The sequence below is a fragment of the Micromonospora sp. SL4-19 genome (genome assembly GCF_047921475.1).
Taxonomy (GTDB): domain Bacteria; phylum Actinomycetota; class Actinomycetes; order Mycobacteriales; family Micromonosporaceae; genus Micromonospora.
Genome location: NZ_JBLROB010000007.1, coordinates 75,060 through 96,729 on the forward strand (window position 1 = coordinate 75,060; position 21,670 = coordinate 96,729).

At 70.4% G+C, this 21,670-nt stretch carries 18 protein-coding genes and 2 pseudogenes; 8 read left to right on the forward strand and 12 right to left on the reverse strand.

Features of this window, described 5'->3' with window-relative positions; translation table 11 throughout:
- Positions 1–57: 57 nt before the first annotated feature.
- Together ACNAVT_RS12495 and ACNAVT_RS12500 are read left to right on the forward strand one after the other, a co-directional pair.
- Positions 58–540, forward strand: coding sequence for a DUF6220 domain-containing protein (locus tag ACNAVT_RS12495; protein ID WP_416295772.1), 483 nt, complete (start codon positions 58–60; stop codon positions 538–540).
- The gene (locus ACNAVT_RS12500; RefSeq protein WP_416295773.1) at positions 537–2,630 is read left to right on the forward strand and encodes a multicopper oxidase family protein; all 2,094 of its coding nucleotides are present in this window, start codon (positions 537–539) and stop codon (positions 2,628–2,630) included. Before ACNAVT_RS12495 ends, ACNAVT_RS12500 begins: the two co-directional genes overlap by 4 nt.
- Here the strand turns inward: ACNAVT_RS12500 and acnA are convergent, their stop codons facing one another.
- The 10 genes from acnA to ACNAVT_RS12550 all read right to left on the reverse strand — a co-directional run bounded on the left by acnA (position 2,631) and on the right by ACNAVT_RS12550 (position 14,698).
- Positions 2,631–5,309 (reverse strand): aconitate hydratase AcnA, encoded by a 2,679-nt coding sequence (gene acnA, locus ACNAVT_RS12505; RefSeq protein WP_416295775.1) that lies wholly within the window; start codon positions 5,307–5,309, stop codon positions 2,631–2,633.
- A 2-nt stretch (positions 5,310–5,311) separates the two neighbouring features.
- The gene (locus tag ACNAVT_RS12510) at positions 5,312–5,638 is read right to left on the reverse strand and encodes a putative quinol monooxygenase (protein WP_416295777.1); all 327 of its coding nucleotides are present in this window, start codon (positions 5,636–5,638) and stop codon (positions 5,312–5,314) included.
- Positions 5,638–6,705: an Ldh family oxidoreductase gene (locus ACNAVT_RS12515; RefSeq protein ID WP_416295779.1), complete on the reverse strand. Its 1,068-nt coding sequence runs from the start codon at positions 6,703–6,705 to the stop codon at positions 5,638–5,640. Before ACNAVT_RS12515 ends, ACNAVT_RS12510 begins: the two co-directional genes overlap by 1 nt.
- Complete coding sequence (otnC, locus tag ACNAVT_RS12520; RefSeq protein ID WP_416295781.1) at positions 6,702–7,364, reverse strand: 3-oxo-tetronate 4-phosphate decarboxylase; 663 nt, start codon at positions 7,362–7,364, stop codon at positions 6,702–6,704. Before otnC ends, ACNAVT_RS12515 begins: the two co-directional genes overlap by 4 nt.
- Complete coding sequence (otnK, locus tag ACNAVT_RS12525; RefSeq protein WP_416295783.1) at positions 7,361–8,635, reverse strand: 3-oxo-tetronate kinase; 1,275 nt, start codon at positions 8,633–8,635, stop codon at positions 7,361–7,363. Before otnK ends, otnC begins: the two co-directional genes overlap by 4 nt.
- Positions 8,636–8,711: 76 nt before the next feature.
- Positions 8,712–9,386, reverse strand: coding sequence for a hypothetical protein (locus ACNAVT_RS12530; protein ID WP_416295785.1), 675 nt, complete (start codon positions 9,384–9,386; stop codon positions 8,712–8,714).
- A 76-nt stretch (positions 9,387–9,462) separates the two neighbouring features.
- Positions 9,463–10,554 carry an isocitrate/isopropylmalate dehydrogenase family protein gene (locus tag ACNAVT_RS12535; protein WP_416295787.1) on the reverse strand — a complete coding sequence of 364 codons (1,092 nt, stop codon included), beginning with the start codon at positions 10,552–10,554 and terminating at the stop codon, positions 9,463–9,465.
- Between the two features lie 44 nt (positions 10,555–10,598).
- A complete protein-coding gene (locus ACNAVT_RS12540) occupies positions 10,599–11,726 on the reverse strand; it encodes an ABC transporter ATP-binding protein (RefSeq protein WP_416295789.1) in 1,128 nt (375 codons plus the stop codon).
- Positions 11,719–13,488, reverse strand: a complete 1,770-nt coding sequence (locus ACNAVT_RS12545; protein WP_416295791.1) for an ABC transporter permease — start codon at positions 13,486–13,488, stop codon at positions 11,719–11,721. Before ACNAVT_RS12545 ends, ACNAVT_RS12540 begins: the two co-directional genes overlap by 8 nt.
- Before the next feature lie 31 nt (positions 13,489–13,519).
- A complete protein-coding gene (locus tag ACNAVT_RS12550) occupies positions 13,520–14,698 on the reverse strand; it encodes an ABC transporter substrate-binding protein (protein WP_416295793.1) in 1,179 nt (392 codons plus the stop codon).
- Between the two features lie 248 nt (positions 14,699–14,946).
- On the opposite strand from ACNAVT_RS12550, the gene ACNAVT_RS12555 reads away from it, so the two are divergent.
- From ACNAVT_RS12555 to ACNAVT_RS12575, 5 genes and pseudogenes are all read left to right on the forward strand, one after another.
- Complete coding sequence (locus tag ACNAVT_RS12555) at positions 14,947–15,648, forward strand: GntR family transcriptional regulator (protein ID WP_416295795.1); 702 nt, start codon at positions 14,947–14,949, stop codon at positions 15,646–15,648.
- The gene (locus tag ACNAVT_RS12560) at positions 15,645–16,907 is read left to right on the forward strand and encodes an MFS transporter (protein WP_416295797.1); all 1,263 of its coding nucleotides are present in this window, start codon (positions 15,645–15,647) and stop codon (positions 16,905–16,907) included. The genes ACNAVT_RS12555 and ACNAVT_RS12560 overlap by 4 nt, the downstream gene beginning before the upstream one ends.
- Positions 16,904–17,428, forward strand: a complete 525-nt coding sequence (gene rraA, locus ACNAVT_RS12565) for a ribonuclease E activity regulator RraA (RefSeq protein WP_416295798.1) — start codon at positions 16,904–16,906, stop codon at positions 17,426–17,428. Before ACNAVT_RS12560 ends, rraA begins: the two co-directional genes overlap by 4 nt.
- A gap of 69 nt (positions 17,429–17,497) precedes the next feature.
- Positions 17,498–17,932 carry a cupin domain-containing protein gene (locus tag ACNAVT_RS12570; protein WP_416295800.1) on the forward strand — a complete coding sequence of 145 codons (435 nt, stop codon included), beginning with the start codon at positions 17,498–17,500 and terminating at the stop codon, positions 17,930–17,932.
- 31 nt (positions 17,933–17,963) lie between these two features.
- Positions 17,964–18,476, forward strand: a pseudogene (locus ACNAVT_RS12575) (aldehyde dehydrogenase family protein); the annotation flags it as partial.
- Between the two features lie 38 nt (positions 18,477–18,514).
- Here ACNAVT_RS12575 and tnpA read toward each other — a convergent pair.
- Positions 18,515–18,946: an IS200/IS605 family transposase gene (gene tnpA, locus ACNAVT_RS12580; protein WP_416295802.1), complete on the reverse strand. Its 432-nt coding sequence runs from the start codon at positions 18,944–18,946 to the stop codon at positions 18,515–18,517.
- Positions 18,947–18,969: 23 nt separating this feature from the next.
- Between tnpA and ACNAVT_RS12585 the strand changes: the two genes are divergently transcribed.
- Complete coding sequence (locus ACNAVT_RS12585) at positions 18,970–20,118, forward strand: RNA-guided endonuclease InsQ/TnpB family protein (protein WP_416295804.1); 1,149 nt, start codon at positions 18,970–18,972, stop codon at positions 20,116–20,118.
- Between the two features lie 42 nt (positions 20,119–20,160).
- Here the strand turns inward: ACNAVT_RS12585 and hemG are convergent.
- Positions 20,161–21,569, reverse strand: a pseudogene (gene hemG, locus ACNAVT_RS12590) (protoporphyrinogen oxidase).
- Positions 21,570–21,670: the final 101 nt, after the last annotated feature.

The window sequence follows — 21,670 nt, forward strand, 5'->3', positions numbered from 1 at the left end:
GCGGACGGCGGCGCACGAATCGCACGTCGAGACCCCACCAACCTGAAGGAGCCTACGTTGCGAAAGGTATTCGCCGGCCTTGCGGGCCTGCTCATCCTGGCCGTCGTGGCGCAGTTCTACCTTGCCGCGAGCGGCGCGTTCAGCACCGCGCCCAACGACGAGGCCTTCCGGCCGCATCGCACGTTGGGATACGTGATCTTCCTGTTGCCGGTCGTGATGGTGATCGTCGCCGCGCTGGCCCGGATGCCCGGCCGGCTCGTCGGGATGGCCGGTCTGGTCGCCGGGCTGGTCGTTGTCCAGGTGGTGATCGCGGCGCTCGCCAAGGCGCTCAACGACACGGGCGACACCAGCACGACGGCCGGCCAGCTCGTCTTCGGCCTGCACGCGGTCAACGGCCTGGCCATCATGGCAGTGGCCGGGAACGTCGCCCGGCGGGCGCGAGCTCTGTCCAGGCCGGCGGTGACCGATCGACGGGCCGGGGCGGGCGACGACGCGGGGGTGCCCGGGCCAGCAGCCGGAACGGCTCAGCCGGCGTCATGACAACCGGTCAGTTGATCATCGTGGACCACGTGGTCGCGCTGCTGAGCGTTGCCGCGTGGTTCACGACCGGCGCCACCGCGGCCGCCCGGCGCGCCCGGCTCGCGCTCGGCCTCCTTGCGGCGGCCGTGCTGGTGACTCTCGCCCGGGTGGCCACGGTGGCGGCGCTGGCCGGCCGCGGCTGGTGGTTCGCGCAGGAGAAGGTGCTGCTGGGCCTGCCGATGCTGGGAGCCGTCGGGTTGGCCGCCGTCCTGGCCGCCGGGCCGCGGCTGCTCGCGGCGAGGCGCGCGCCGGGAGCCGGTGCACCCGCTGGTCGGGCGCCGGGCGACGGGATACCGGCAAGCAGCGTGGTCCTGCTGCTCACCGCCGGATACGCAGCCCTTGTCGGGCTCGTGGTGACCTTCCTGGTCGGTTACCCCCTGACTTGGAGCACCGCACTGATCGCCTGCTCAGTCGTCTGCGCGGGCGCACTGTTGACCTCGCGCGTCGTAGCGGCACCGGCCGACACCACCACCACCAGCGGCATCGCCGCGGGCGCCACTGACGCCGACGACACCACCGCCGACGCCGACATCGCGCCCACCCAGGCCCCGCCCGGAACGTCCGGGTTGTCACGTCGCCAGTTCATCAGCTTCGCGGGGGGTGGAGCAGTCGTGGTGGCCACCGGCACCACCGGCGTCGGCCTGCTGTTCATGCCGGCCGAATCCACCGCTACCGGAGGGGGTCCCGGACGCTCGTCCCGCTCCAGGCCGATGGTGTCAGTGGCCGACCTGCGAGGGGCCGACACACCGGCACCGGGCGGCACCAGACGGCAGCACGTGCTCACCGCGCAGACCGCCACCGTCCGGCTCCCGTCCGGACGCGAGATCCACGCATGGACCTACAACGGGCAGCTACCAGGTACGCCGATCACCGCCACCGTGGGCGATCTGATCGAGGTGACGCTACGCAACACCGACATCGGCGACGGCGTGACCCTGCACTGGCACGGCTACGACGTGCCGTGCGGTGAGGACGGCGCGCCGGGCGTGACCCAGGACGTGGTGGCACCTGGCGAGGAGTTCGTCTATCGATTCCGCGCCGATCAGGTCGGTACCTACTGGTACCACACCCACCAGGCGTCGCACCGGGGCGTGCGCCGGGGGCTGTACGGGACCCTCGTCGTGACACCGCGCGAGCAGCAGGTCGATCAAGCCGTTGGTTCCACAGAGCGGCTGGATCTGACGCTGCCCGTGCACACCTTCGACAGCACTGTCGTGATCGGCGACCGGGACGGGCGTACCGACCACATCGCTCCGGCCGGTACGAAGGTGCGGTTGCGGCTGATCAACACCGACTCGGATCCACACCGATTCGCCCTCGCCGGAACCCCGTTCCGGGTGGCGGCCGTCGACGGCCGGGATCTCCACCAACCCGGCGAGATCAGCGACGTCGGGCTCCGCCTGCCCGCGGGCGGACGGTACGACCTGGTCTTCGTCATGCCGAACACTGCGGTGGCGCTCGTCCTCGACAACGATCGCGTCGGCGGCCTGCGGCTACGACCGGACGACCGGGCCGGCGAGAACACGGCCGTCGAGGACACCTCGGGCTGGCCCGAACTCGACCTGCTGGGCTACGGAACGCCGGCCGCCGTGCCGCTCGACGCCGGAAGCCGCGCCGACCGCCACTTCACCATGGTTCTGGACCGTGGTGCGGCCCTGGTCAACGGCCGCCCGGCGTACGCGCAGACGGTCAACGGCCGTGGTCACCCGTCGATCCCGGATCAGGTCGTCGCCGAGGGCGATCTCGTCCGGTTCACCGTGGTCAACCGGAGCCTGGTGACCCACCCCTGGCACCTGCACGGCCACCCCGTGCTGATCCTGACCAGGAACGGTACGCCGTCGACTGGGAGCCCATTGTGGCTGGACACGTTCGACGTCCGCCCGGGGGAGGTGTGGGAGGTCGCGTTCCAGGCCACGAATCCCGGGATCTGGATGAACCATTGCCACAACCTGCCTCACGCAGAGGAGGGGATGATGCTGCGGCTCTGCTACGACGGTGTCACCACGCCGTTCCACGGCTCGCACACCGCCCACGCGGCCCCGGCATCTTGATCATGAGTTGAGGGTCGAGTCCTCCCGACAGAGTGTGCGCAGGACGTACGGCATGATGCCGCCGTGCCGGTAGTAGGTGACTTCCCGCGCGGTGTCCAGCCGCACGGTTGCCTCAAAGACCCTGTCGTCTGCAGTGACGGTGACCGTGACGGGTAGCCGCCCGTCGGCGGTGATCGCCAGTCCGGAGACGGTGTAGCTCTCGTATCCGGTGAGGCCGAGGGATTCAGCGCTGTCGCCCGGCAGGAACTGCAGGGGCAGGATGCCCATACCGACGAGGTTGGCCCGATGGATCCGCTCGAAGGATTCGGCCAGCACCGCCCGAGCGCCGAGCAGGGCCGGCCCCTTCGCCGCCCAGTCCCGCGACGATCCGCTGCCGTAGTCCTTGCCGGCGATGACGAGCAGCGGCGTGGCCGTCTCCCGGTAGGCCATGGCCGCTTCGTAGACGGTGGTGACCTGTTCGTTGCCGTCGAGGAAGCAGGTGTAGCCGCCTTCGACGCCGGGCACGAGCTGGTTACGGAGCCGGACGTTGGCGAAGGTGCCGCGCATCATCACCTCGTGGTTGCCGCGCCGGGACGCGTACGTGTTGATGGCGAACGGGGCGACGCCCAGCTCGCGCAGGTAGCGACCGGCCGGGGTGTGCGCCGGGATGGCGCCGGCGGGGGAGATGTGGTCGGTGGTGACGGAGTCGCCGAGTTTTACCAGTACCCGCGCCCCGACGATGTCGGCCTGTGGCGCGGGCTCCGGCCTCATGTGGTCGAAGTAGGGCGGCCGCCGCAGGTAGGTGGAGTCACCGTCCCAGCTGAAGGTGGGACCGGTCGGCGCGTCGAGGGCGCGCCACCGGTCGTCGCCGCTGAAGACGTCGGCGTAGGCGGTGGTGAACATGACGGGGTCGATGGTGGCGTCGATGACGGACCGGATCTCTTGCGGGGTGGGCCAGATGTCCCGCAGGTACACCGGTCGCCCGTCCGATCCGGTACCGATGGGGTCAGTGGTCAGGTCGACATCCATGGTTCCGGCCAGCGCGTACGCCACCACGAGGGGCGGTGACGCCAGATAGTTCATCCGGACGTCGGGGTTGATCCGCCCGTCGAAGTTGCGGTTGCCGGAGAGGACGGACACCACGCTGAGGTCGTGTTCGCGTACGGCGGCGGTGACCTCGTCGATGAGCGGGCCGGACGCCCCGATGCAGGTCATGCAGCCGTACCCGGTGAGGTGGAAGCCGAGATCCTCCAGGTAGGGCGTGAGGCCGGCCTTGTCGTAGTAGTCGGTGACCACCCGTGAGCCGGGGGAGAGGCTGGTCTTGACCCAGGGCTTGCGGCGCAGTCCACGCCGTACGGCGTTGCGGGCCAGCAGCCCGGCGGCCACCATGACCGACGGGTTGGACGTGTTGGTGCAGGAGGTGATCGCGGCGATGGCGACGTGGCCGTCGTCGAGCGCCGTCGCTTCGCCGTCCAGCAGCACGGGAACACGCTTCGACCGGCCGGCGTCCCCGGTGGATGCGAGCCCCTTGTGCCGGTCCCGCAGGGCCTGCCGGAACGCCGGCTTCGCCGCGCTCAGGGCCACCCGGTCCTGCGGCCGCCGCGGCCCGGCGAGGGACGGCACGACCGCCCCGAGATCGAGGTCGAGGACCTCCGAGTACCGGATGCGCCGGCCCGGGTCGTGCCACAGGCCCTGCTCCTTCGCGTACGCCTCGACGAGGGCGACCTGCCCGGCCGGCCGGCCGGTGAAGCGCAGATACCGCACGGTCTCCTCGTCGATCGGAAAGTACGCGCAGGTGGAGCCGAACTCGGGGCTCATGTTCGCGATGGTGGCCCGGTCGGGCAGGGTGACCTCGGCGACGCCGGCCCCGGAGAACTCGATGAAACTGCCCACCACCCCGTGCCGACGCATCAGTTCGGTGATCGTGAGAACGAGGTCGGTGGCGGTGGCGCCCTCCGGCAGCGAGCCGTGCAGCCGTACTCCGACGACGCGGGGCAGCCGGATGGACAGCGGCTGGCCGAGCATGACGGCCTCCGCCTCGATACCGCCGATGCCCCAGCCGAGCACGCCGAGCCCGTTGACCATGGTGGTGTGCGAGTCCGTGCCCAGACACAGGTCGGGGTAGGCCCACCCCTGGTCGACCATGACGACGCGGGCCAGGTGTTCCACGTTGACCTGGTGCATGATGCCGGTGCCCGGCGGGACGATCGCGACGTTTCGCAGGTTCGTCTGACCCCAGCGCAGGAAGCGGTACCGCTCCGCGTTGCGCGAGTACTCGATCTCCACGTTCCGCTCCCGCGCGTCGGGGCGGCCGAACACGTCGGCGACGACGGAGTGGTCCACGACGAGTTCGGCGGGGATGGACGGGTTGACCCGGGCGGGGTCGCCGCCGAGCTGCGTGATGGCGTCGCGCATCGCCGCCAGGTCGACCAGGGTCGGTACGCCGTTGGTGTCGTGCAGGAACACGCGAGCGGGGTGGAGGTCGATGGCGGTCTCGTGTACGGAGTGGTCTCCCCAGTTCAGCAGGGCGTGGATCTGCCCGGCCGCGCCGTCGCCGTCCTCGTGCCGCAGCAGGTTCTCCAGCACGATCCGGAGGCTGTAGGGCAGGTCGGGCGGCGCGAGGTCGGCCAGCCGGTGCACGGCGTACCGGGCGTCGCCGACGTGCAGGGTGCCGGCCGTGGCGAAGGAGTTGGTGCTCATGTTCATCCTTGCTGAGACTCTGGGATGTCGGCCGGGAAGACCGGGATCGCGTACGTGTTCGTCCGGCCGCCCGGCTGCACGCAGCGGGCCACCACCTGCTGCCACTGCGCGTAATGCGGAGCCGACCGGTGTTCCTGGTGGAAGGCCGCTGCGTTGCGGTAGATCTCGTAGAGCAGGAACCGGTTCGGGGCGTCGGCGATCCGGTGGACGTCGAAGCGCAGGCAGCCGGGTTCGTCCCGCAGCGAGGCCCGCGCGTTGGTCTCGATGCCGGTCAGGAACTCCTCCAGCCGGTCGGGCCTGACCTCGAGGTGAACCACGACGGTGAACATCAGTGCCTCACGATCGTGTCGGTGATGTCGAACAGCACGTCGCAGGTGTCGGCGAGTTCCCGGAGGTCCTGAAGTGTCCGCTCGGGCAGCATCACTCCGGTGGACCGGCCCCGTGCCTCGGCCCGCTCCTCGATCTCGCCGGGGTAGTAGATCTCGGTCGCGTTGGCGGCGAGCGGCACCCGCTTGGTGGTGGTGACGAGGTCGTCGACGCGCTGCCGGAACGTCTCCGGGTCGAGGATGGCGTCCACTCTCAGCGCGAGCACGAGGTGCCCGCACCCGCTGCGCCGGTCCGGCACGTAGGGGCCGGTCACATCGGTCGCGTACGAGCTGCCGGTGAGGACGCCGGACAGGATGTCCATCATGAAGGAGATCGCGTAGCCCTTGTGAGCTGCCATGGGGGCGAGGATGCCGTCGACGGCGACGTGCGGGTCGGTCACGGGCAGTCCGTCGGCGCCGATGGCCCAGTCCGCCGGGATGGCTTCGCCACGCTGGCGGGCGGCGTAGATCTTGCCGCGGGCGACGGCGGTGTTGGCGATGTCGAGGACCAATGGTCCGGCGCTGCCGCCGGGGGTGGCGATCGACCACGGGTTCGCGCCGACGGTCTTCTCACGTCCGCCCCAGGGCGCCATCGCGGGACTGCCGTTGGTGGTGAGGATGCCGACGCAGCCCGCGCCGGCCATCCTGCGGGTCCAGTAGGCGGCGGTGCCGAAGTGGTTGCTGTTGCGGACGGCGACGGCGGCGACGCCGTGGCGACCGGCGCGTGCCACGGCCTCCTGGCAGGCGCGGTCGGCGATGACCTGGCCGATGCCGTCGTGCCCGTCGATGACGGCGACGGCGCCGGAGTCGACCACGGTCTCCGGCCGGGTGACGGGTCTCGTCGCGCCGGAGCGCAGTCGCGCGACGTACCAGGGCAGGCGCAGCATGCCGTGCGAAGCGTGACCCCACAGGTCCGCGGTGACGAGGCTGTCGCTGACCAGCCGGGCGTCGATCTCGGGCACGCCGAGCGAGGTGAGGATCCGGGTGCCGAAGGCGGTCAGCCGGTCGGCGTGGATTCGGGTGGCGGTCATCGCGGCATTCCCTCCGTAGACGGGGCGAGCGGGCGGCGGGATCGTGTGGTGAGTTCCTCGACCTGCTGCGGGGTCAGTGGCCGGGTCCGGTGACCGGCCAGGAGCAGGAACAGACGTGCGGTCTCCTCCAGTTCCTCCACCGCGTCGGCGGCCGTGGCCAGGTCCGCGCCGGCGACCACCGGGCCGTGGTTGGCCAGCAGGAACGCGTGGTGGTCACGGGCGACGTCCTCGGCGAGTGCCCGCAGCCCGACATCGCCCGGGGCGTGGTACGGCAGCAGCGGCAGCCGCCCGACCCGCATGACGTAGTAGGCGGTCAGGGGTGGCAGGACATCGCTGGGGTCCAGGTCGGCGAGGCAGGAGACGGCGACGGAGTAGGTGCTGTGCAGGTGGATGACCGCTGCGGCCGAGGGCCGGGAGTGGTAGACGGCGGCGTGCAGGAAGGCTTCCTTGGACGGGGCCGGCCCGGCGACGTGTTCGCCGGCCAGGTCGATGACCGACAGGTGCTGCGGGTCCAGGGCGCCGAGGCTCGCCCCGGTCGGGGTGAGCAGGATCTGCCCGTCGTCGCGGACGCTGATGTTGCCGGTGCGGCCGAAGGTGAGCCGGCGGGCGAACAGCGAGGCGCCGAGCGCGACGATCTGCTGTCGGGGGTCGATGGTCATGCCGCGCCTTTCACGGCCCGGACCAGCAGGTCCGGTCGGCCGAAGTTGCCGGATTTGAGGAGCAGGCCGAGTACCGGCGGCTCCGGGGTGATGCACCACGGCACGCCGCGGTCCTCCTCGCGGTCGACGACCACGGCGTCGACACCCAGCGCGGACACCACGGCGCCGGAGGTCTCGCCGCCGGCCACCACGAGGCGTCGCACCCCGAGGTCCACGGCGGTACGCGCCAGCGCCCCGAGGGTCTGTTCGAGGATCTCGGCGGTGCCGGGTCCGAGGGCTGCGATGGCGGCCTGTCGTTGCTCCACGGGTGCGGAGGAGTAGATCATCAGTGGCGCTTCGCCGATGTGCTCGTGCAGCCAGGCGGCCGCCGTGGCGAGCAGCTCGTTGGGATCGGGCGTCGCCGCCGGGTCGAGGCGGTGGGACGGGAACGCCGAGCGGGCGTGGTCGACCTGCGCGAGTGTCGCGGCGGAGCAGCTGCCGGCCAGCACCAGACCAGCTCCGGCCGGAAGCGGGGCGGGCCGGGGCGTTCCGACGGTGGCAGCGCCCTGGGCGGTTGCGGCACCGACGGCCCGGGCGAGGCCGGCACCGCCGGTCAGCACCGCGAATGAGCCGGCGGCCGCCGCGACGACGTCGAGGTCGTCGTCGTCGGTCGCGTCGACCACGACGTGGCGTACGGCGTCGGCGTGCAGTTGCGCCAACCGGGCCGCGACGGCCTCGCGGCCGGCGCGCACCACGGAGAGCGGCAGCAGGCCGACCGGGTGCGGGGTCTGGCGACCCATCACCCGGACCAGGTTGGCGTCGGTCATCGGGGTCAGCGGGTGATGCCGCATCGGCGATTCGGACAGCAGTGTGTCACCGACGAAGAGGTGACCCCGGTAGACCGTGCGGCCGTGTTCCGGTGACGCCGGGCAGATCAACGTCATCGGGGCGCCGGCCGTATCCAGCAACGCGTCCGCGACCGGACCGATGTTGCCGGCGTCGGTGGAGTCGAAGGTGGAGCAGTACTTGAAGTAGACCAGCTCGACGCCCTGGTCGCGCAGCCAGCGCTGAACCTTCAGGGATTGCGGGACGGCGTCGCGTGCCGGAACGGTCCGCGACTTGAGGGCGACGACCGCCGCGTCGCAGGGAGGAAGCTGCCGCCCTGCCTCCGGGGCGCCGAACAGTAGGACGGTGCGCAGCCCGGCACGGCGTAGCGCCGCGGCGACGTCGGTGCCGCCGGTGTAGTCGTCGGCGATGCAGCCCAGCACCGGCCCGGCCGGCTTGCCGCTCATGCCGGCACTTCGCTTCGCTGCGTGCCGTCATGAGGCACCATCGCACTGAGCCGGCTGATTCGCTCGCTGCGCTCGCTCATGGCGTTGCCTCCGCTCCGAGCCGGCGACGCAACGCGGTCGCGGCGACGTGAGCCGCGCTGAGCACGGGTACGTCGGCCGAGTCGCGAGCTGCCGCCAGGCCGGGCGCGAGCGAGAACTGGCCGAGCAGGACCAGGTCGCTGTGCTGCCGGACCCGTTGTGCCGCCGCGCCGACGAGTTGGGCGAGGGCTGCGCCGTCGCCGGCGGTGCGGGCGCCCCCGACGACCGCCCCGGCCACCTTGCCGCCGACCGAGGCGGCCGCGAGGTGGGTCCTGAGGCGGGCGACGGTGTCGTCGACCCCGCCGCGCACCGGACCGAGGACGGTCACGCGGGCCGGGCGCCGTCGCGCGACCTCCTCGAACAGGGCCTGATCGGAGGCCAGCACGGGGACCGGGTACGCGGGTGCGAGCTCCTGGGCGACCGGCCCGTACAGCGAGCAGCTGAGCAGGACGGCGTCAGCTCCGCCGTCGACGGCGTATCCGATGAGGGTGGACATGCGCCGCCGCAACGGCGCGGTGATGCCGGATTCCTGCTCGGCCTGCTTCAGCAGCAGGTCGTCCAGCAGGTTCCAGATTCGGGCCTGCGGGAACGCGGTGGCGAAGGCGTCTGCCGCCGGGGCCATCGCCGCTGGTGTGGCGTGGACGACGGCGACGGTGGGTGGGCTGTCGGTCAACGGTGCTCCTCGATGTGGCGGCGGTGGGCGGCCGGACGGCATCGTGCAAGGTGCCGCCCGGCCGCGCGGTCAGGGCTCAGCCGGCGCGGACCGCAGCGACGGCGGCGGCGGCGAAGCCGCTGGTCGACGCCGGTCCACCGAGGTCGCGGGTGGTGGTGCCGGCGCGCACGGTGGCCTCGACCGCCCGCTCCACGCGGGCGGCGGCGTCCCGGACCCGCTCATCGGCGTGCTTGGCGCCGAGCCAGTCGAGCAACATGGCGCTGGACAGGATCATGGCGATCGGGTTGGCGATGTCGCGGCCGGCGATGTCCGGCGCCGAGCCGTGCGCCGCCTGGGCCATCGCATGGGAGTCGGACGAGTTGATCGACGGGGCGATGCCCAGCGATCCGGCGATCTCCCCGGCCAGGTCCGACAGGATGTCCCCGAACATGTTCTCGGTGACGATGACGTCGAAGTCGGCGGCTCGCCGGACCAGGTGCACGGTCATGGCGTCGATGTGGAAGTCGTCGACGCTGACGTCGGGGTAGTTCCGGGCGACCTCGCGGCACACGTCGCGGAACAGGCCGGTGGTCATCTTGAGCACGTTGGCCTTGTGCACGATGGTGACCCGCTTGTTCCGGCGGCGGGCCAGTTCGAACGCGGAACGGGCGATGCGTTCCACCGCCGGCCGGGTGATGATGCCCAGGGCGATGGCGACGTCGGGGGAGGGCATGAACTCGCCGGTGCCGGCGTACGTGCTGCGGTCGGCGTAGAAGCCCTGCGTGTTCTCGCGGACGATCACCAGGTCCGTGCCGGGCACCACCGCCTTGCCGCCGTCGAACGCCTTGGCGGGGCGGATGTTCGCGTACAGGTCGAAGTGCTTGCGGATGGTGCCGCTCGGGTTGAGCTTCGCACGGTGCGGTTCCGGGTAGGCGGCGCTGTCGTGCGGGCCGAGCAGCCACCCGTCGAGGTTGGCCAGGGCGGTGAGGGTCGACTGTGGGACGGCGGTTCCGTGTTCGGCGATGGCCGCCGCGCCCAGGGGCAGCTCGACCCAGTTGACCGGGTCGAGCCCGGCGGCGTCGAAGGCGGCGTCGACGACGGCGACGGACGCCGGGACGATTTCCGGTCCGATGCCGTCGCCGTGCAGGACTCCGAGGGTGTAGCGGCCGGGGCGGGTGGTGCTGGTCATGTGTGGGGATGCCTTTCGCAGATGTCGGGCGCGATGGTCTGGGGTCACGCCGGGATGGTGAGCAGGTCTGCGACCTCCTCCGACGGGACGACCGCCTTGGGATAGAGGAGCGCCTGGTCCGGCGGGAAGGTCAGGCACACCGCCCCGGTGAGGCCGGGCCGTGACGTCGACACCTGGACGACCTGGTCGCCGAGCTTGAGGTCGTACTCGTAGCGGGACCCGACGTACGAGCTGGCCAGCACCTCGGTTGTCAGGCTGTTGACGCCGGGTGCGGGGGCGCCGACGGGGAGTGCCTCCAGCCGCTCGGGACGGACGGCGACGGTCACCTCCTGCCCCGCCCGGACGGCCTCGGCGCTGCGCACCTCGACGACGTCGCCGCTGCAGTCCAGACGGACCCGGCTGCGCCCGTCAACGACGTCCGTGACCTGGCCGGGCAGGAAGTTGCACCGGCCGACGAACGCGGCAACCTCGGGTGCGGTGGGGCGCTCGTAGATTTCCCGGGGGGTCCCTACCTGGAGCATCCGTCCCTCGGACATCACCGCGATCCGGTCGCTGAGCGCTAGCGCCTCGTCCTGGTCGTGGGTCACGTAGACCGTGGTGATGCCGAGGCCCTCCTGGAGCCGCTTGAGCCATGCCCGGGCCTGTTCCCGCAGCTTGGCGTCCAGGTTGGACAGCGGCTCGTCCAGGAGCAGCACGGACGGCGAGTAGACCAGCGCGCGAGCGAGCGCGACCCGCTGCTGTTGGCCGCCGGAGAGCTGATGGGGGTAGCGGTCCTTGAGGTGGGCGAGGCCGACCTTCTCCAGCACGTCGACGACGCGCTCCTGCCGGTCCTTGCGGCCCACCTTGCGGATGTTGAGCGGCATGGCGAGGTTCGCCTCGACCGTCATGTGCGGCCACAGCGCATACGACTGGAACACCATGCCGAGGTTGCGCTCCTCGGGCGGCAGGAACCGGCGGGCGGCGGTGTCGACGAAGGTCGTCCCGCCGACGCTGATCGTGCCGCCGGTCGGGCGCTCCAGGCCCGCGATGCAGTTGAGCGTGGTGGACTTCCCGCAGCCGCTCGGACCGAGGAGGGTGAAGAACTCACCGTCGCGGATGGTCAGGTCGATCTCGTGCAGCACCGTCACAGGACCGAAGGCCTTGAACAGTTTGGTGATGGTGACGTCAGGCATCGTGATGCCCTCTCATGAGTAGCCCGGCCAGGCCGACGAAGGCGGCGGTGATGGCGATCTGAATGGTGGCCAGCGCGGCCACCGATCCGGTGTTGCCCTGGACCCAGAGCTCGAGCATCGTGGTGCCCAGGATGTTGGAGTCCGCCGACTTGAGGAAGATCGCCGGTGAGTACTCCTTGAGCATGGTGACGAAGGTGAGGATCACCGCCCCGGCGAACGCCGGCACGAGCAGGCGGCCGAGGATCCGGGCGAAGGTGCGTAGCCAGTCCGCGCCGGAGACGCGGGCGGCGTTGTCGAGTTCCTGGCCGATCTGCATCACCGACGGGGCGATCGAGCCGAAGCCGCTGGGCAACGCGCGCAGCCCGAAACCGATGATCAGTGCGAACAGGGTGCCCTGGAGCAGGCCGCCGACGCCGAAGGGCGCGTAGGCGAACGCCCAGAACAGCCCGACGCCCACGATGATGCCCGGCATCGCCTGCGGCGCCAGGGCCAGGTATTCCACGGCACGGGCGAACCGGAAGCTCGACCGGCGGGCCACCACCACGGCCATCAGGGACAACAGGCTGACCAGTACGGCGCCGACGGCGGCGACGATCAGGCTGTTCCAGATCGACTGGAGGTACGCCTGGAAGGTGAAGATCCGTTCGTAGTTGGCCGTGCTGAGGGTCTTCAACGGCGACTGCAGGGGGGTGAAGACCAGGGTGAACGACCGGAAGACCAGCCCGCCGATCGGCAGCAGAGCACCGAACACGACGTACACCACGATGGCGGCCATGCCGACCCACTGGACCCAACCGAGGTCCAGCCGCCGTGGGCGGGTCGCCTTACCGCGAACCGACACGAACCGTTGGGCGTTCTTCAACAGCTTGGCCTGACTCGCGACCAGCGCCACGGTGACCAGCAGGATCAGCGCGGACGCGGCACCGAGGACCCCGTAGTCCGGGTTGATCGACTGCAGACCGTTGCTGTAAAGGAAGGTGGAGAAGACCGAGATGCCGACCGGCTGCCCGTACAGCAGGGGAACACTGAGCGTCTCCACCGACATGCTGAACACCAGGATGGAGCTGTAGACCATCGGCGGACGCAGCATCGGAATGACGACCGAGAACAGGATCCGCAGCGGCCGTGCTCCGCAGACCTGGGCCGCGCTCTCCAGCGACGCGTCGGACTGCCGCAGGGCGTTGGCGCAGAACACGTACGCGATCGGCGCCAACGCCACGGCCTCGGTGACCGCCATGCCCGGGATCGAGTACAGGTTCCACGGCACCGTGCCGATCCACTGGCGCACCTGCACGCTGACGAAACCGGCCGGCCCGTACAGGGTGATCCAGCCGAAGCCCAGGATCAGCGAGGAGATGAAGAACGGCCACTGCATGGCGGCGGCGAACAGCCGCGCGCCGGGCAGCTTCGTCCGCACCACCATGATCGCCATGGGCACCGCGATCACCAGCGTGAGGGCGGTGGTCGCCACGGCGAACAGTGCGGTGTTGACGACCACCCGGCCGAAGCCCGCCTCGGTGAACAACCGGACGTAGTTGTCGGCGGTCAGGATGCCGCCGGCCTCGTACAGCGGCCGGTCCAGGAAGGACTGGTACAGGGTGGGTACGACCGGTGCCAGCACCAGCAGCGCCAGCAGGGCCAGCACGGCGTACTGCACCCACAGTTCCCGGCCGACGCCGGCCGGGCGCCGGTAGCGCGGCGGGACCAACACGGGTCCCGCCGCCCGACGCGACGCCTCGGCCGGCGTGGTGACGGTTGTCATCGTTGTTGCTCCGCTCTTGAGGGGCGGCCGCTCAGCGGGCCAGCAGCCCGTTCCACCGGCTGATGAACTGCTGCATCTCGCCGTCGGGCACGAGCTCGTACTTCGCCTGGATCACGTTCTGCGCGCCGACCTTGTCGACGATCTCCTGGTAGGTGTGCAGCCCGTCGGCCTGCTTCACGTCGTCGCGGTACGACGTCAATCCGCCCTCGGCCACCGCGCGTTGTCCCTCGCTGGAGAGCACGAAGTCGGTGAAGAGCTTGGCGGTGTTGGCGTGCGGGGCCTGGGGCGCGATGCCGATGCCGCGGGGCAGCACCACGGTGCCGTCATCGAGGAAGGTCACCTTGAACAGGCCACCGCTGTTCTTGACCACCGGATACGCGGGAGCACCCGAGATGAAGAAGCCGACCAGGTACTCGCCGGCGAGGATCTTCTCGGTCTGGGTCCCGGACGACGTCTCGGGCCGCGCGAGTGGAAGCAGCTTCTCCAGGCTGGCCCATCCGTCCGGGCGGGCCTGCGTGTAGGCGTGGGAGACGGTGAAGCCGAAGGCTCCCTTGACGTCCCGGGTCGTGATCTTGTTGTCGAACTTCTTCGGGTCCTTGGACACGATCGCCGCGAGGCTGGCCAGTCCGGTCGGCGCCTCGGGGACCAGGGAGGTGTTGTACGCGATGGTCATCGGGTCCAGCGACATCGCGTACACGTTCGGCATCAGGGTCGCGGACTGCGGGAGCTTGCCGAGTTCCGGGGAGGCGTAGGGCATCAGGCGGTTCTTGCCCTCGACGTTGTACTCGGCCCAGGCCTGCGCGGCGTTGGACACCAGGATGTCCGCGGGGGACTTGCCCGTCGCCTGCTCGCTCAGCGCCCGCTGGAAGACCTCGTCGCTGTCGAGGTTGTTCGCCGAGATCTTCTTCACCCAGGGGTACTTCTTCTGGAAATCCCGGAAGACCGGGGCCCAGTTCTCCTGGTCGGTGTTGGAGTAGATCGTCAGCTCGCCGCCCTCGTTCTTGGACGCCTCGATGATCTTGCTGTAGTCGGCGGGGTAGTAGTCCGGGGCCTTGCCCTCGGTGATCACGTTGGGCGGTGCCGTCGGTTCGGGGCCGCCGCCGCAGGCGGCGAGCGGCACGGCGAGGGAGAGCGCCGCGACAGAGACCAGGAACCGCCGGCGCCCGATGGGGGACGGGGGGCCGGCGTGGCCTGCAGAGGTGGTGGTCAATTTACCGCTCCTTGATGCGAAGGAAACGTCGGTGTGGGAGCCACCACACGATGGAGGTTATAACCTATAGCCGTCAACAGGGCGGGCCGAAAAAGTTGTCGAGGACCGCCGTCGGGGGGAGGTCAGACGACGACAGACGCGGCGCAATCCGGGCAATGCGTCCTGCTGGACGAGGAGCGCCCAGGGGTGGCACTTGATCGGGGGAGGTGGGGGTGCTGTAGGTTATAACGACCAACGTGGGAGGTCGGATGAGCCAGTCGCCGGAGCTCTTCCCCAGGAAGAGCGACTTCGCCTACAGCAGGCTGCGGGAAAAGATCCTCTCCGGCGAGTACGAGCCGGGGACGGTCCTCAACCAGGCGGTGCTGGCCAGGACGATCGGAATCAGCACCACCCCGCTGCGCGAGGCCCTGCGGCGCCTGAAGTCCGAGGGCCTGGTGGAACTGGACGCCCACCGCGACGCCCGGGTCACCCCGCTCAGCGCCGAGGAGGCGCGAGACCTGCTGGAGATCCGCGGATCACTCGACCCGCTGGCCGCTGCCCTTGCCGCCGAGCGGCGCAGCACCGCCGACATCCGGGAGATGCGCGAAGCCATCCAGGGCCTGCAGCCCCTGCCGAGCAACCCCGCCTTCGTCGACCTCGTCGCCCACCGCCGCTTCCACACCGCCATCTACACCGCCTCCCACAACGAGATCCTGATCAGCACCCTCGATGCGCTGTGGGACAAGGCGGACCGTTACCGCCGGTTCGGCCTCGAAGTCGTCCGCAGCCAGGAAGAGCGGGACGAGAAGGCGGCTGAGCACGAGGCGCTGCTGCGGTGTGTCATCTCGGGAGATGCCGCCGGCGCCGCCGAGGTGATGCACCGGCACATCGGCACGAGCCTCGGCGCGAAGGCGGCGTCCCGGCTCGGCACGCAGCAGTTCGCGGCGACGGCTCAGGAGCCGCACGTGTGAGGCCCGCCGTCGCGACGAGGGTGGGCACCGGCGAAATGCCGACCGGGCGCCGGACCCAACTGAGCCTTCTGCTCGCCCACACGATCCTGGTCCAAGCCGTCACCTTCGTCCTCCGGCCAGCCGCCACCTACCGCGCGCTGGAACTGGACGTGCCCGCCGCCTGGCTGGGCCTCCTCGGCGCCAGCTTCGCCGTCGTACCGTTCGTGCTGGCCGTTCCCGTCGGTCACACCGTCGACCGCTGGGGCGAACGCCGGATGATGATGCTGGGCTCCGGACTGCTCACCGCCGCCGCAGCGGGCTTCGCCCTGCTCGGCGGCTCGGTCCTCGGTCTCGTGCTCGCCACCATGCTGCTCGGCACCGGCCACTTGTGCTCCGTGGTGGCGCAGCAGGCTCTGGTCGCCAACGCCACCCCCGCCCACCGGTACGACTCCGCCTTCGGGTACTACACCTTTGCCGCGTCTCTCGGGCAAGCCGTCGGACCTGGGCTGATCATCGGCTTCGGCGGTGACCATCCGTTGCCGGACACCCAGCTGATCTTCCTGGGCGCCATCGTCCTGACCCTGCCGCTGCTGGCCGCCGCCGGCTTCCTCAGGCCCTCGGCACGGCACCGGACCGCCAGTGACCAGCCCTCAGGCAGGGTCCGCGACCTGCTGCGACAGCCGGGGCTGACCCGGGCCCTCGTCGTCAGCTGCATCGTCCTCGCCGCGGTCGACATCACGCTGGTCTACCTGCCCGCTCTGGGCGCCGACCGGAACATCACCTCCGGGGCTGTCGGCCTCCTGCTCGCACTTCGCGCGGCCGCGTCCATGATCTCCCGACTCTTCCTCGGCCGGCTCGCGACCACGCTCGGTCGCCGCTGGCTCCTCATCGCGGCCGTGGCGCTCGCTGCGGCCAGCCTGGCTCTTCTGCCGCTGCCCATGCCGCTGTGGCTGATGGCGCTCGTCATCACCGTCGCCGGGCTCGGGCTCGGCGTCGGGCAACCCCTGACCATGTCCTTCCTCGCCGAGTCCGCCCCAGCGGGACTGCGCGGCCGGGCGATGTCCCTGAGGCTCACCGGCAACCGGCTCGGCCAACTCCTGATCCCCACCACCGCCGGCGTCGTCGCCGCAGGGGCCGGCGCCGCCGGCGTACTGGCCTTCACCGCCGCCGGACTTGCGGCCGCGGCCCTGGCGGCACGTGGCCTGCACCTGTCGCCACCGCCCGCCAACCGTCCTGACGGCGAGGCCGTCAGCACCACCAACATGAGAGGCAGCCCATGACCCTTGAGCACGCCCCGAGCGACGCGGACTTCGCCACCGCGGACCTCGTCGACGAACACGGTGACGGGATCGATTCCTGTGAGACCCAGTTGCGCCAGTTCGGTGCGATCCGCGACTTCCACGGCCCGGCCGTCACCGTCCGGTGCTTCGAGGACAACGCCCTGCTCAAGTCAGTCATCGCCGAGCCGGGTGACGGCCGAGTGCTCGTCGTCGACGGTGGAGCGTCCCTGCACCGGGCACTGATGGGCGATGTCATCGCCGGCATGGCCGCGGACAACGGCTGGGCAGGAGTGATCATCAACGGCGCCGTCCGCGACGTCGCCGCACTTGCCTCACTCCAGATCGGCATCAAGGCCATCGGCTCCAACCCCCGCAAGAGCACCAAGACCGGTGCCGGTGACAGGGACGTGCCCGTCTCGTTCGGCAACTGCACCTTCCGGCCGGGCGCCGAGATCTACGGCGACGACGACGGCATCGTGGTCCTGCCGCCAGCCCAGGAGGCCCAGCGCCCCACCGGGTGACGACGACCCTGCGCTCGCCTGCATCCGCAGCCCCAGCCATCCGCAACCACGACCGCCGGAAGGACCACCATGGCCGCCCTGCCGCCCAAGCCCAACCTGCTCGTCAACCCGGAGAGCGTCGAGCCGTTCGACCGGGGCAACGGCGTCGTCACGATCCCGTACGTAGGGAAGTGGAACTGTGCGCTCAACCGGGTCACCACCGGGCAGACGCAGTTCCAGGTCGGCACCGGACTGCCGCTGCACAGCCACAACGTGGAGGAATCGGTGCTGATCCTCGAAGGGCTGGCCACCGCGCAGATCGGTGACGACTACTTCGACCTTGTCGCCGGTGAGGCGACGTGGGTGCCAGCGGGGGTGCCGCACCGGTTCCTCAACCGCGGCGACGGGATCATGCGCATCTACTGGGTCTACGGCGGGCGCGACGTCACCCGCACGATCACCGCGACCGGGGAAACCTTCGAGCACCTGTCCGAGAACGACAAGGGCGGCCAGAGCAACTCGTGACCAGAGAACCGATCATGCGCATCACCACCACGAACCCGACCACGGGCCAGCCGCTGGCCACCTACGACACCACGACGACGCCCGGGTCGAGCAGCTGCTGGACCAAGCCCACACCGCAACCACCGCATGGGGCTCGACCCCGCTGGACAAGCGCCGCGCCGTGGTGTCGGAACTCGCCACCGCACTGCGGACCGGAAAGGATCAGTTCGCGCGGCTGATCACCGACGAGATGGGCAAGGTGCTCACCGGCATCCCCGCCTTCGACGAGGAAACCTTCGGCCCGGTCGCCGCCGTCGCGATCGCCGCCGACGAGGCCGACGCGGTCCGGCTGGCCAACACCTCGCAGTATGGACTCGGGCTCAGCGTGTGGACCGCCGACCCGCAACACGGCACCGCCTTCGCCCGCCAGGTCACCTCGGGGGCGGCCTTCATCAACGCAATCGTCGCCTGCGACGCGCGCCTGCCTTTCGGCGGGACGAAACGCAGCGGATACGAACAGGAACTCGCCGCGATCGGCCTACGCGAGTTCGTCAACGAGGTTTAGCGAGGAGTCCCGGTCCTTCAGGGCCGGGAGGGATCGCGTCACGAGCCTGGGCGTTTCTGGTTTTCGATGTACTCGCGGATGATGGCGAGAGGCGCTCCGCCGCACGACCCGGCGAAGTACGACGGTGACCACAGGTGGCCGTGCGCGATGTGCCGATTGATCCGGCCAGTGAATTCCTGCCGCAGGTAGTGCGCGGAGACGCCCTTGAGTCGGTTGACCAGAGTCGAGATCGGCAGTTTCGGCGGGTAGTGCACGAGCAGGTGGACGTGGTCGTCTTCGCCGTTGAACTCCCGAAGCTCGGCGCCGAGCGTCGCACACACGTCAGCCATGATCTGCCCACATCGGGTGAGCATCGCGTCGTTGAGCACGTCCCGGCGGTACTTGGTGATGAAGACAAGATGTACGTGCAGCTTGTAGACGACGCTACGACCTCGCCGAACATCGGGGTCTGATGTCCATCGTGGTGACACAGACAAGACCGTAGACTGTGGACATGAAGATCGTTGTGCAGGTTCGGCTGCACCCGGATGCCGCCCAGGAGGCGGCACTTCGGGCGACGCTTGACCTGTGCAACGAGGCCGCGAACCTCGCCTCGACCGAGGCGTTCCGGCGGCGGATCTTCGCGAAGCAGGCGCTCCAGCGTCTCACCTATGGCCACCTGAAGGATTTGGGCCTGTCAGCCCAGCCGGCGATTCACGTCGCCCGCAAGGTCGCTGGCGCGTACGCCACCCTGAAGGCCAATATCCGCGCCGGCCACCTCGGCGAACCCGGATCGAAACGGCGCGTCAAGGCCGAGTCAAAGCCGATCAGGTTCCGGGCGGACGCGGCGCAACCGTTCGACGACAGGTGCCTGTCGTGGCGGATCGCCGACCGCACGGTGTCGATCTGGGCCGTCGGCGGTCGGTTGAACCGAGTTCGGTACGGTTGCTCCGAGCAGCAGTTCGCAACTCTGGTCGCCCACCGCAAGGGCGAGTCTGACCTGGTGCACCGCGACGGCAAGTGGTACCTGCACGCCACCTGCGTCATCCCAGACGTCGAGGTGGAAGAGCCCGACGGGTTCCTCGGCGTGGACCTGGGTATCGCGAACATCGCCACCACCAACAGCGGCACCCGGCACAGCGGCAAAGGCTTGAGCCGGGTCAGGCATCGTAACCAGCGGCTGCGGACCAAGCTCCAGGCCAAGGGCACCAAGTCCGCGAAGCGGCTGCTTAAGGTCCGCCGCCGCAAGGAGGCCAGGTTCACGGCCGACACGAACCATCGCATCGCCAAGCAGATCGTGACCGAGGCCAAACGCACCGGCCGTGGCATCGCCCTGGAAAACCTCACGGGCATCCGCGACCGGGTACGGCTCCGACGGCCCCAGCGGGTCACGCTGCACTCGTGGGCGTTCCACCAGCTCGGCCAGTTCATCGCCTACAAGGCAGCGCGGGCCGGGGTGGCGCTCGTCCGCGTCGACCCGGCATACACGTCGCAGGGCTGCTCCGCCTGCGGCCATGCGTCGCGTCAGAACCGGCCCAACCAGTCCACCTTCCGATGCACGTCGTGCGGCTTCGCTGAGCACGCCGACGTGAACGCAGCCCGCAACATCGCCGCACGCGGTGTCGCGGACTGGGCAGCTGTCAGCCTGCCGAACGCGGCGTGACCCGTGCAGCCAGCATCGGGCCATGATCTGCAAGCTCGGCCCTCAGGGCCGAGAAGCTGACCACCCGCACCTACTGGCTGGCTGCCGATCTGGCACTTCCAGGTATCCGCACACGTTCTCTGCCGCTGCCTCTCCGCTGGCGATGCAGGCCGGAATGCCGACGCCGTCGTAGGCCGCACCCGCGAGAGCGAGACCAGGTGGCAGGCCCGCCCGGGCGGACGCGATCCGTTCCAGATGCCCCACCGCGTACTGCGGAGCGCGCCGTTCCACCGCTGCACCCAGGACGCGATCGGCGGCGGAAGACTCACCCCGAGGAGGGCGCCCAGCTCGGCGTGCGCCTGGGCGGCCAGAACACGATCATCACGGCGCAGCCGCTCCTCCTCGCCGCTGTGGCCGAGCGAGGCCCGAATGATCGTCGGCCCACCGTCACGGCGCAGGTGGGCCCATTTGTGGGTGAAGAACGTCGCTGCCTTGACCAGGGTGCCCTCGGCCGCCGGGACCAGGAAACCGGACAGTTCCGGCAGCGGGGTGTCGTACGGCAGCGCCATCGCGACCAGCGCGACGCTCGCATACGTGAGGTCACCGACGTCGGTCGCTCCGGAGGCGTCCCGGGCGCTGTGCAGCAGTCGCGACGCGGGCTCGGCAGGCACCGCCAGCACCACCGCGTCCACGTCGTCGACCTGCGGGGCCGCCGCCGAGCCGAAGGTGACCCGCCAGCCACGCGACGTACGCGCCAGTTCGCGCACCGGCAGCCCGAGGCTGATCCGGGCACCGCTCGCCGCCGCGGCCGCCGCGACGAGCCGGGTCAGCCCGCCCTCGACGGTGGCGAACACCGGTCGCCCGGGCACCCGCACGGTGGCGGACTGGGCGGCCCGGACGGCGCCCGCCAGGGTGTGTTCTGTGCGCGCCGCCGAGGCCAACGCTCGCATGGTCATCGCGAGCGAGAGCTGGTCGGCGCGGCCGGCGTAGACGCCGCCCAACAGCGGGTCGACCTGCCGCTCCACGACGTCGTCGCCGAACCGTGCGCGGACCAGCGCGCCCACCGTCACGTCCTCGTCCGTGCCGAGCAGCGGGGCACCGGTGTCGCGGTCGTCGCCGTCGGACTTCCGTGGGATGCCCATCAGCGTGCCGGCCGGGATGGGTTCGAGGCGTCCGCCGTTGGCGAGGGCTGCCTGGCCCGCCGTCGGGTGCACGAGCTCGTCGCCCAGGCCCAGCCGTCGGGCGAACCGTACCGCCGCGGACTCCGTCCCGTCGGGGGCGCCCACCAGGAACGACTCGGCGCCGCGCTCCACGACGGCGCCGGCCAGCTCACCGGTGCGCAGCTTGCCGCCGAGCACGCCACCCTGCTCGTACACGACGATCTCCGTGTCCTGTGGTGCCCGGTCGCGGATCCGCACCGCGGCGGCCAGCCCGGAGATTCCCCCACCGATAACCGCAACCCGCCTTCGCATGCCGTCAACGGTGTCAGACGAGAAGGTGCCGGATTACGGACTTTGGTCCCGACAGCTAGGGACTGCAGCCTCCCGATCTCGGGATTGATATCGCAGACGCT